This window comes from Vibrio sp. OPT46 (assembly GCF_015163535.1).
Lineage (GTDB): Bacteria > Pseudomonadota > Gammaproteobacteria > Enterobacterales > Vibrionaceae > Vibrio > Vibrio alginolyticus.
Genome location: NZ_JADDYG010000730.1, coordinates 8,823 through 19,374, shown reverse-complemented (window position 1 = coordinate 19,374; position 10,552 = coordinate 8,823). Strand labels below are relative to the sequence as shown.

9 protein-coding genes are annotated in these 10,552 nt (G+C 42.5%); 7 read left to right on the top strand and 2 right to left on the bottom strand.

The annotated features are described in order from the left end of the window. Positions 1-136 precede the first annotated feature (136 nt). On the top strand, positions 137-1,474 hold the full coding sequence (locus tag IQR33_RS26170; RefSeq protein ID WP_005389108.1) for an ATP-binding protein: 1,338 nt from the start codon (positions 137-139) through the stop codon (positions 1,472-1,474). After that, entirely contained in the window at positions 1,461-1,934 is a 474-nt protein-coding gene (locus tag IQR33_RS26165) for a response regulator (protein ID WP_005377744.1), read from the top strand. Before IQR33_RS26170 ends, IQR33_RS26165 begins: the two co-directional genes overlap by 14 nt. Positions 1,935-2,041: 107 nt before the next feature. Here IQR33_RS26165 and IQR33_RS26160 read toward each other — a convergent pair whose 3' ends face one another. Beyond that, positions 2,042-3,745, bottom strand: a complete 1,704-nt coding sequence (locus IQR33_RS26160) for a putative bifunctional diguanylate cyclase/phosphodiesterase (protein WP_005377743.1) — start codon at positions 3,743-3,745, stop codon at positions 2,042-2,044. 487 nt (positions 3,746-4,232) lie between these two features. Here IQR33_RS26160 and IQR33_RS26155 point away from each other — a divergent pair, with 487 nt between their 5' ends. From IQR33_RS26155 to IQR33_RS26140, 4 genes are all read left to right on the top strand, one after another. Further along, entirely contained in the window at positions 4,233-5,450 is a 1,218-nt protein-coding gene (locus tag IQR33_RS26155) for an HD-GYP domain-containing protein (RefSeq protein ID WP_193837400.1), read from the top strand. Positions 5,451-5,652: 202 nt separating this feature from the next. Next, complete coding sequence (locus IQR33_RS26150; RefSeq protein ID WP_193837399.1) at positions 5,653-6,276, top strand: LysE family translocator; 624 nt, start codon at positions 5,653-5,655, stop codon at positions 6,274-6,276. 212 nt (positions 6,277-6,488) lie between these two features. Continuing rightward, complete coding sequence (locus tag IQR33_RS26145; RefSeq protein WP_193837398.1) at positions 6,489-8,033, top strand: YjjI family glycine radical enzyme; 1,545 nt, start codon at positions 6,489-6,491, stop codon at positions 8,031-8,033. Positions 8,034-8,055: 22 nt separating this feature from the next. Then, positions 8,056-8,937: a YjjW family glycine radical enzyme activase gene (locus IQR33_RS26140; RefSeq protein WP_193837397.1), complete on the top strand. Its 882-nt coding sequence runs from the start codon at positions 8,056-8,058 to the stop codon at positions 8,935-8,937. A gap of 19 nt (positions 8,938-8,956) precedes the next feature. Here the strand turns inward: IQR33_RS26140 and IQR33_RS26135 are convergent, their stop codons facing one another. After that, entirely contained in the window at positions 8,957-9,895 is a 939-nt protein-coding gene (locus IQR33_RS26135; protein ID WP_005377737.1) for a LysR family transcriptional regulator, read from the bottom strand. Positions 9,896-10,306: 411 nt separating this feature from the next. Between IQR33_RS26135 and IQR33_RS26130 the strand changes: the two genes are divergently transcribed. Continuing rightward, positions 10,307-10,552, top strand: a 246-nt coding sequence (locus IQR33_RS26130) for a TerC family protein (RefSeq protein ID WP_416222696.1), incomplete at its 3' end; no start/stop codon positions are given.

The following is a 10,552-nucleotide window of genomic DNA, read 5'->3' as shown; positions in this document are numbered from 1 at the left end:
CGCGTTAGCTCATGCAACAGGGCATGTCGAGAGCGGCCAAATGGCTCGTATCGGTGCCGTGCTAGGCGTGATTGGCGTATTACTCAGTTTTGTGATGGTGTGGATTTTACATACTGTTGGGCATATTGGATAACCCATGTACGAAACGAAGTTAGACGCGTTAGTACAACGCTACTTTAATCACCTTGAACGCCGATTAACGGTTTTATCCGGGTCGGTGCTTATTGAGCAAGCAGGCTACAACGATCGCTTGTACTATGTGCTTTCGGGAGAGCTGGCGGGCTATTACGCGGAAGATGACAAGAAACCGATCCAGGTATTTTCTGCGTCTCAAGGTGCGTTTATTGGCGTACACAGTTTCTTTTCTGGTACGTGGACTGCCTCTTCGACAGTGATTGCTCAAACCGATGTTGAATTGGCTTGGATACAGCGCGATACGCCCGCCGTGGAAGAGGCGACATACGGACCATTGACGACACAATTTATGCCTGTGATGGTTAACGAATTATCTCGTCGTCAACGGCGCGCAATGCAAGAGGCATTGGCTAAAGAAAAAGCACTACAAAAGCTTCATACCGCAGAGCAAATGACAACGTTGGGGCAGCTTGCAGCGGGTATTGCTCATGAGTTGAACAATGCGATAGGCGTTGTAAGCAGTAAATCAGAACGGCTAGAGACAGTTATCATGGAACTGCTTGAAGAAGTTCATCCGGAAGCGAGTCAATTTTTTGATTTTGGTTTAATGCAAGGGCAGAAAGTCTCTTCTAGCGAAGCGAGAAAGCGGGGGCGCCACTTCGAAAAATACTACGGTTTAACCAAGGAGGTTGCTCGTGATCTTGCACGTGCCGTTCCAAATAATTTCCTTTCGGAACATTGGCTAAAAAGACCAGAAGAAGCGATACGTTTCTGGCAAATGGGGCGAGATCTCCATGACTTACGCATCGCTTCTAAACATACCGTTGGCATTGTGCGATCCGTAAAACAATTGGGGCGCACGGATATCGACTTGGATGAAGCGATTAACATCAATGATTCAATCAATCGCGCCTTGGCTCTATTGCAAAGTGACTTAAGACGAGTGAGTGTTCGTTTTAGCCCTGCGGATTTACCTGCTTTTATTGGTTCTCAAACCGAACTCGTCCAAGTTTGGGTAAATATCTTAAAGAATGCGTGCGATGCACTTGGTGAAACGGAGAAACCCGGTATCGAAATACATACTCGGGAGAGTAAGGGTAAAATTTTGGTCACGATTGCTAACAACGGACCAGAAATTGATGAAGCGACACGTAGAAAAATTTTCCGGCCAAACTTCACCACTAAAAAGGGGGGCTTGTCGTTTGGTTTAGGGTTAGGTCTGTCGATTGTAAAGCGCATTATCGCCGGATATAACGGCTCTATTGTGGTAAAGAGCGACAGTGAAAAAACGATTTTTAGAATCAAGTTACCAGTAGAGGGTGAACATGGAGAAGCTTAATGTAATTTGCGTTGATGACCAACGAGAGGTACTAAGCGCGGTTCTACAAGATTTAGAGCCGTTAAATCAATGGTTGAATGTCGAAGACTGCGAATCAGCAGGTGAGGCTCTAGAACTGATGGATGAATTTGATGCAGAAGGCGAGATGATCGCATTGATTATTTCCGATCATGTGATGCCAGGTAAAACGGGAGTAGAACTGCTGACCGATGTATCAAAAGACGGTCGTTTTGGCTTTACGAGGAAAGTGCTTCTTACCGGGCAAGCGACGCACACCGATACGATTAATGCGATCAACTCCGCAGGCATTGACCGCTACTTTGAAAAACCATGGCAAGCAAGCCAATTAATAGAGTGTGTTAGAAACTTGGTGACCCAATATATCTTTGATGTGGGCTTAGATTACACTCAGTATCACGAGCATTTAGATCAGAGTGTTGTGTTTGAACGCCTACGTTAATAGGGGGCATTAAGCTTTGTTTTCGTCACGGCCAGTTAGTGTCTGAAATCTATAGTGAATAGTTCAGCATGTTTAACGTGGCCGTGCGGAATATTGCTCTAGTATGCTTAACTCAACGAATAGCGGCTTGCACTGGCAACAGAAAGTGGCTTAGAGAACCAATAACCTTGCAGATAATCGACGCCCATTTCGGTAAAAAATTCACACATTTTGGCGTCTTCAATTCCCTCAATCACTACTTCAATATTATTTTCCTGGCACATAGTGATAAGAAACTTCAGATATTCTTGTGAAGAGCGGTTGGTTAGTGTTTTCCACGCCATCGACCTATCAATTTTGATTTGTGTCATCGGGAGGTCGAAGAAGCTATTTAATGAACTGTAACCAGATCCAAAGTCATCCAGAGAGAGTGCAAATCCTAGTTCCCTGAGGGTATTCAGAGGGGCAATGGCTGTCTGATTATTATCCAAAATAAACGTTTCTGTTAGTTCCAACACAATAGACTCAGGATCGACACCAACCTCATCCGCCATGGCTTTAATTCGCGCAGGGAATTCACTATTCATTAACTGAAGTACAGAAACATTCACGTTTACACGAACTTGGTTTTGGTAACGCTCACGGTAGTTTTTGATAAATTCACACGCTTTGGCAAAGACTTGATATCCGAGCTCGACAATCAAACCTTTGTTCTCTGCGACGGGGATGAATTCGTCTGGATAAATTTCGCCAAACTCTTTGCTACGCCAGCGAACCAGAGATTCGAAGCTCACTACTTTTGAGCTTTTGGCGTCAATAATTGGCTGAAACTTAACGCTTAATGTCTGTTTTTCAAGTGCACTTTTTAGACCTTGCTCAATAAAGAAATAACGGTCTACGGCATGCTGAGTTTTCTCACTGTAAACCGCAACACGGTCTTTATTCTGTTCGCTTGCGTACTGACAAGTTCGTGCTGCTTTACGTAATATTTCCTCTGCTGAGTGACTTGGATCTATGCAAGGATACAAACCAATACTAATGTTACTTCCTAAGTATTGGCCCTCTTCAATCACTGCCTCGTGGTAGGTTTCCTTTAAACTTTCGGCGTAACTTTGCAGCGTTTCTACCGAGCATTCATCGTGAATCAAAATCGCAAAGTCATCATCATGTACGCGATATACAGAACTATTTGGAGAAGGTAGGTGACTGAGAGTTTGTAGCAATTTTTCCACTAACCCATCGACCAACTCGCTGCCATATTGATTTAAGTAAGATTTAATCTCTTCTATCTGAATGTAACAGATAGATGCACAAGAATCAGTGGCTCGCACACTATCTTCAATATCCAGCAAGAGATGGGCGCGATTAGCCATACCTGACGCATTGTCATGAAATGCGACTTGATGAATGTAGCTTTCCATCAGCTTGCGTTCAGAAATATCACGGTGGCTACCAACCATATAATGACCATGTTCTGTTTCTTTGGTCATGGCTACGCCTTCAATCCAGACGTACTGTCCATTGGGTTTACGCACGCGGTAGGTCGTTGTGACCCTCGTGTTGTTGGTAATGATGTGAGCATCGACCCGAGTGGAGAGTCTTTCTCGATCGAGAGGGTGAACAAGGTCTAACCATTGCTCTAAGCTGATTCGACCAGCGTTGATACCAAGCTGCTCATAAAAGCCCTTGTTATAAAATACCATGGTGCCAAACTCATCCATGTAAAAGAGGCCTTCGTTAAATACATCGAAGATATGAATGAATCGTTCTTCGACGATTTTTAGGAACTCTCGGTCACTATCTGAGACTTGTTGGTCAAATATGGTGGTCAAGATATTTCCTCCTCGAGCCTTTTAGCATCAGAGATGAGTGTTGGGGTTGATAACATAGAGTTGATCTGCTGGCGTACATTACAATCACAAAAGTGTCAGTTCAAATTGTTTGGCTATCATTTTATGCGCTACTAGGTTAATAACATACTAAGATTAGGCGGCTAATCATCGACATTTATAAAAAATAGTCAACAGTAAAAATCATTTATAAAATACAGTTATTGATGCCGTCCGCAATCTATAAATATTTATGAATAATTATCCTAAAGTTATTTTCAGTTGTGTCGGTATCAATGTGCTGTTTTCTAACGTCATTTGTATATATGTTATCTTGGATAAAACCATAATAACAAAAAGGACTTAATGAGCGCGACCGATTATTAATTGACAGGATGCTCATTAATTGTAATCAATTCAAATTTATTATCACGCCAAGTAATCAAATCTCTTATAATGCGGACGTTAATATCGAGTAAGCCTTCTTTATATGCAGTACGATCCGAAAAATTCAATCAAAATTGCGCTCGCTGATATCGGCGTTGGTATGTTTGTTACCGCGATAGAGCACAACAAGCGCGTCAATTTAGCCAATGCAGGGCGGATATCTAGCCCTGAAGGCATTAAGAAGCTTGCTACAAGTGGCGTAAAGTATGTTTGGGTAGATCAAACATTATCTTCGCAGCAGTGTGTCTTCAAGCCTGTAGATGAATCAACTGATGCCACTAAAGAGACGAGAGAGCAGAAACACTCAGATTTTAAGAGGGGTCAACGAACTTATCGTTCGAGAGACATCCAACACAAGCGAGCCAAAAAGCTGATCGCCGAAGCAAAAGATTTGGCGCAGAAACTATTGAATCAAACTTTTGAAGGAAAAATCATTGAAGTTGATGAAGTAGAAGCTTGGGCTGACGATGTCATTGAAAGTGTTTTGATTGACTCAGATGCGTTGCAGTGTGTCTCTGCACTCCGAAAAAAAGACTCTTACTTATTGGAACACTCCGTCAATGTCGCTTGTCTTTTAGTGTCATTCGGTAAGTACTTGGGCTTGGATAAGCCAACGCTAAAACAGCTTGCTGTAGGTGGCATTATTCATGATGTAGGTAAAATTAAAGTCGATGATAAGATCTTGCACAAGCCAGCGAAGCTAACGCCTGAAGAATTTGAACATATGAAGCTACATCAAGTGTTCGCAGGTGAGATTATCCTTCACGTAAAAGGACTTAGTGACGTAAGCCGTGATGTTTGTTTGATGCACCACGAGAAGTTAGATGGCAATGGTTATCCTAGAGGCTTGAAGGGGGAGGAGATTCCAATTCACGGCCGTATGAGCTGTATTGTAGATATCTACGATGCGCTAACGGCTGATCGCTGTTACAAAAAAGGCATGAGTTCTGCCGAAGCGTTTAAAATCTTGTTGAGTCTAACGCCATTTCATTTAGACGCCGACTTAGTTTACAAATTCATTAATTGCATTGGGATGTACCCCGTAGGCTCTATTGTCGAGTTGAACGATGGGCGTGTTGGTATTGTTTGGTCTTCAAATGAATCTCAAGCATTAAAGCCAGAAGTGAAATGTTTCTACTCCCGCAAGTATAAACGATACACTGATGTCACGATGGTGGACTTAAAAACGAGTGCGTACAAAATTGAAAGAGCGATAGCGCCTTCATCGTTAGAGATCGATCCTAAGCCTTTTTATGATTAAGAGAAATAGATAAGCTTATACAACAGGCTTTACATCCTTGCATGTAGATCGTATTTTATTTGCATAACTATCTATTAATTTTTTCTAAGTTATTTAGATGCAAGATGGTTATTAAGACCTCGGCTTCATGGATAGAAACCGGGCGATAAAATAGTTCTATACACAATGGGCTATAAACCTCATTTTGCTGGAAGGGATGCCAATGCAAATAGATACATGGATTTTTTACACTCTTGCCATTCTCGTGCTCACAGCTTCACCAGGACCAAGCTCACTGTTGTGTTTAAGTAAAGGAGTGAGTAGTGGGTTTCGTATTGCTTTCATGACTGCGCTTGGCAGTTTATCTGCGATTACGATCGTCCTTACGCTCTCATTTACCGGGCTGGGAGTTGTCATTGCTTCATCTGAGTTAGTTTTTAATATTATCAAATGGTGTGGCGCCGCTTATTTAATCTGGTTAGGTATTCAAGCGTTGCGCTCATCTCAGACAGATTTTAATAAAACGGCAACGACTCAAAGTTCCGCGACAGCGTTCAGCGCGTTCACTAGTGGTTTCATTGTTGGCGCTAGTAACCCCAAAGCGATAGTCTTTTTCACCGCTTTGTTTCCTCAATTCATTGAACCTTCCGCACCGCTACTGGCTCAATACGCGATTTTCGCGTCTACATTTGTGGTTTTTGAGCTTAGCTGGCTAACATTTTATGCATTGTTAGGGGTAAAAGCCTCCGATTGGTTGTTTGTCGCTGGAAGGGCCAAGTTGTTCAATCGTTTGACTGGTGGAGTATTTATTGGTGCAGGCGTGATGTTGTCGACGGCAAACCGATAAATAAGACAGATTTCGGTACGCAGTTAGGTTTTCCCATATAGTAAGTTGGAATGCGCTAATTTAGCTTTGTCTTATTTCCAGAATGGAAATAGACGTTTTGTTTATTTTCATTAGTGGCAACAGTCAAGCAGGAGTAAAATCACGTTACTCTTTAGGGGTAGAGCTCGTATTTTGTCTTGTGGGCTTGTGGTTACTTTGTAGGAATATCTTAGATGACAAGCCTTTCTAAACTACAACAACGTTTTCTAGATATCGCGACCGACGTCCGTCTTTCTCCAAAACAGAAGTCGAGTTTTTTAGCGTTAGAGGCGGAATCGTACATTCCTTATATGACCGTATCTCCATCACTGAGACAAGCAATGGATGAAGGCATCATCTGCGATATGTTTGAAGGTCATGCACCGTTTAAACCTCGCTACGTGTTGCCTGATTACGCTAAATTTCTATCGCAAGGCTCAGACTATCTAGAGTTGTCTCCGGCTGATGATTTCGATGATGCGTTGAACATGCTGACCATCATTTACCATCATGTTCCTTCGGTAACGAACATTCCGGTTTACTTAGGTCAGTTAGATGATGTCTTGTTGCCTTACATAGGCGACCTAACAGAGAGCCAGATTTACAAAAAGTTAAAACATTTTTGGGTCATGCTGGATCGCACATTGCCAGATGCGTTTATGCATGTGAATGTCGGACCGACAGACAACATTATTTGTCGCACTGTTTTAAAAGTAGATGCGGAGCTCAAGCAGATCGCACCGAATCTCACCTTTATGTACGACGAGACAGTTACACCTGATGATTTACTTCGTCAAGCGACACAGAATATTTGTGAATGCAGTAAACCGCATATTGCCAATTACCCAATGCACGCGAAAGCCTACAACGGCTCACGCTTTGGTATTGTAAGTTGCTACAACTCGCTTCCATTAGCAGGTGGCTCGAACACATTGGTGCGAATGAATTTAAAAGAAGTTGCAAAACGAGCATCAGACTGTAACGACTTCTTAAACAGTGCGTTGCCTTCTTACCATCGATTAATGGTCGAGCTCATAAACGCAAGAAGCACGCACTTGCATGAAAAATCGAACTTCTTTCAAGGCTTTTTGACGCAAGAAGGGTTGATAAAAGAGTCCTATTTCGCGCCAATGTATGGCGTGTACGGCATGGCCGAAGCGGTAAACCTTCTATTTGAAAAAGAAGGGCAAATAGGGCGATACGGAAAAAATGATCGAGCAAATACTTTTGCTCATGATGTTTCAGCAACACTGGCTAAACTGGTGGACTCAACCCCGGTGAAATATGGTTTAGATGGCAAAGCGCTCTTACATGCACAAGGCGGCATTAGCTTAGATCATGATGTTACGCCAGGTGTACGTCTGCCTTATGGTGCTGAGCCAGACCCTGTCACTTATGTACAAGCAACGACGAAGCATCATCAGTATTATCGTGCGGGTATCAGCGATATTTTGACGATTGATGAAACGGTGAAATCTAACCCAGAAGCGATGTTCAATTTATGTAAAGGGGCACTAAATGCTGGTTATCGTGAGTTTACCGCGAATGTCACTTCAAATGACTTAATTCGCGTGACAGGCTACATGATCAAACTTTCAGATGTTGCGAAATATGATGAAGAAGGTTCGAGAACCAACACGACGTTTCTAGGTGCAGAAGCAGCAAAAAATACCAAAATTTTAGAACGCTCGCCACGTGTGGTGAGTCATGAAGTAACACCGACTTACACGCAGGCATAAGTTCGGTTTAGGAAAGAACAAGATGTCTAGACGAAGTGGAAGCCTTTTGGCAAAAGTCACTCGTATCCTTCCTTTCTCTTGTGTTGATGGGCCAGGAAATCGTCTAGTCATCTTTCTACAGGGTTGTAACTATCAGTGTTTGAACTGCCACAATCCTCACACGATAAACCATTGTAATCATTGTGGTGAGTGTGTGAGTGAATGTTCAGCAGGCGCATTGAAGTTCGACGAAAACAACAACGTTGTTTGGCTTAAAGAGGAGTGCACCCACTGCGATCATTGTATAGAGATATGTCAGAACCAATCTAATCCAAAAATTACTGACTACTCTGTAGTAACAATGCTCGATTTGATACGCAAGCATCGCTTTTTCATCAGTGGTGTTACAGTATCCGGTGGGGAATCTACCTTACAACTTCCTTTCATTATTGAGCTGTTTAAAGGGATAAAACAAGATCCTGAATTACGGCACCTCTCTTGTTTCATCGACAGTAACGGTTCTTTAGCGGTTGCTGGTTGGCAGCGTATTCTACCTTTTCTGGATGGCGCAATGATCGATTTGAAAGCGTGGCAGACGGAGACGCATCAGTGGCTAACTGGGCGTGATAATCATCGTGTATTTAAAACCCTTCAATACCTAGTTGAACACGAAAAATTGTACGAGGTCCGCTTACTGCATATTCCCCAAAAAAGTGATTTAGATATAGAAATCGTAGCAATTGGACGTTACTTGAGTACTCTTCCTGAATCGGTGCTTATCCGTTTAAATGCCTTTCAGCATCACGGAGTAGTGGGGGAGGCGTTAACTTGGGATACGTGCTCTCATCATGATATCGAACGCTTAAAATCAGAGCTTCGATGCTACGTGAGTAACCCTATCACCGTGCCGACAGTACTCACGTAGTACCGTTGTTTATCTATGCTTACGCATCACAGGCATCTAACATGGCGCAGGCGTCGAGTAATTGTTGCTGTAACCATTTTAAAGCGGGATCGTTTAAGCTCGCTTTGTTCCAAACGAGGCTGTAGGCTACCTGTCCGTAATCGAATGGAAGAGCTTGTTCAACCAAACCTTTTGCTTGCATTGCCGCTCTTGCCCAAAGCTTGGAGCATGTGAACAAGTAATCCGAGTGCTGACACATCACCGCAGCTGAACCAAAGTCGGCTACACGCATGGCCAAGTTTCGCTTTGAATGCCTTTGGGTGAGATTTTGCTCAAAATAAGGTTGTGACAGATCTTTATCATGAATACCGATGTGTCTTGCACAAAGGTAACTTTCAACAGATAGGGGTTGCTCAGCGAGTGGGTTCGATGCTCTCATTAAGCAAACCATTTCGTCTTTCAAAATGGTTTTCCAGACCAAGTCTTTATTTTGTGTGGGTGGTTGGCTGAGATCGTGAGGAAGCAACAAAAAATCCACTTGACCTCTTGCTAATGCATCGAAGCTCATTTCCTCTTTCGCATGGACATTCAAGTGCGCGTGATTGCTCAGTTGTTGGGACAAGTGCTGTAGAACTGGCGCAAAGAGCTCAAACGAACTTTCACGCATTGCTAATGAAAAACTACCTTGATAGTAAGCCGGATTAAAAGAGCCTTGATGTAATAACCCATTCATACTGGAGAGTATGCCATGGATTGATGGGCCTATATGCAGCGCAAATGCTGTCGGCACTAAGCGAGTGCCATCACGATAAAAAAGGTCATCCTTTAGCGTTTCGCGCAACTGTCCGAGCGTTTTACTGACGCTCGATGGTGTTACACACAAGCGTTCTGCCGCAAGTGTGACGCTGTGAGTGGTTAACAACATATGTAAAACAGTTAGATGTTTAAGGCTTATACGCGAAAGAGCAATGTAGTCCATAAATAGCATGGTTTCTTATGATTTTTGGCAGTATATCAGCATGAAACAAATTTTTACTATTGTTTATCTCGGAAACACGCCTGTTTCTCTTTGAGCTCAATGCATTTAATGGGTTGCATAAGGGTTGATGGTGCTTATAAGTCTAGAAATTTATCTTAGTTTTGTTGGACTTTAATGCTTTCATTTATTCAATTCTAAAGCTTCTATGTAATTTTAATCAATTTGGAGGAGTTGATTGATTTGTACACGAATTAAACTTGTTCCTTGTTAATTAAAATAGATATTGTTTTGTTGATTGTTTGGTGATTTACTCATGATCCCTCAGTAACAAAGGTATAAATAATTAATGGACGACCCCTTTAGTCGACAAAATCCTTCACCATATGTCTTCTTATTATTGGAGACATACTCATGCTAGAACTTTTTATGCAACCAGAAGCTTGGGCTATTTTCGCCACTTTGTTTGCGCTTGAAGTTGTCTTAGGCGTTGATAACGTCGTTTTTATCTCTGTCTTATGTGAAAGACTGCCGCTGCACCAACGTAAGCTGGCAAGAAACCTTGGTATTGGTCTTGCTGTTATTGCTCGTATTGGTTTAGTGTTTTCAATCTCTTGGATCATGCAATTGACTCAACCGCTATTTTCTTTGGCGAACCAA

Bases quoted from the DNA above. Each gene is read 5' to 3' on its own strand.
- IQR33_RS26170 (WP_005389108.1), top strand. From the start codon at position 137: ATGTACGAAACGAAGTTAGACGCGTTAGTACAACGCTACTTTAATCAC.
- IQR33_RS26140 (WP_193837397.1), top strand. From the start codon at position 8,056: ATGTCTAGACGAAGTGGAAGCCTTTTGGCAAAAGTCACTCGTATCCTT.
- IQR33_RS26165 (WP_005377744.1), top strand. From the start codon at position 1,461: ATGGAGAAGCTTAATGTAATTTGCGTTGATGACCAACGAGAGGTACTA.
- IQR33_RS26145 (WP_193837398.1), top strand. From the start codon at position 6,489: ATGACAAGCCTTTCTAAACTACAACAACGTTTTCTAGATATCGCGACC.
- IQR33_RS26135 (WP_005377737.1), bottom strand. From the start codon at position 9,895: ATGGACTACATTGCTCTTTCGCGTATAAGCCTTAAACATCTAACTGTT.
- IQR33_RS26150 (WP_193837399.1), top strand. From the start codon at position 5,653: ATGCAAATAGATACATGGATTTTTTACACTCTTGCCATTCTCGTGCTC.
- IQR33_RS26155 (WP_193837400.1), top strand. From the start codon at position 4,233: ATGCAGTACGATCCGAAAAATTCAATCAAAATTGCGCTCGCTGATATC.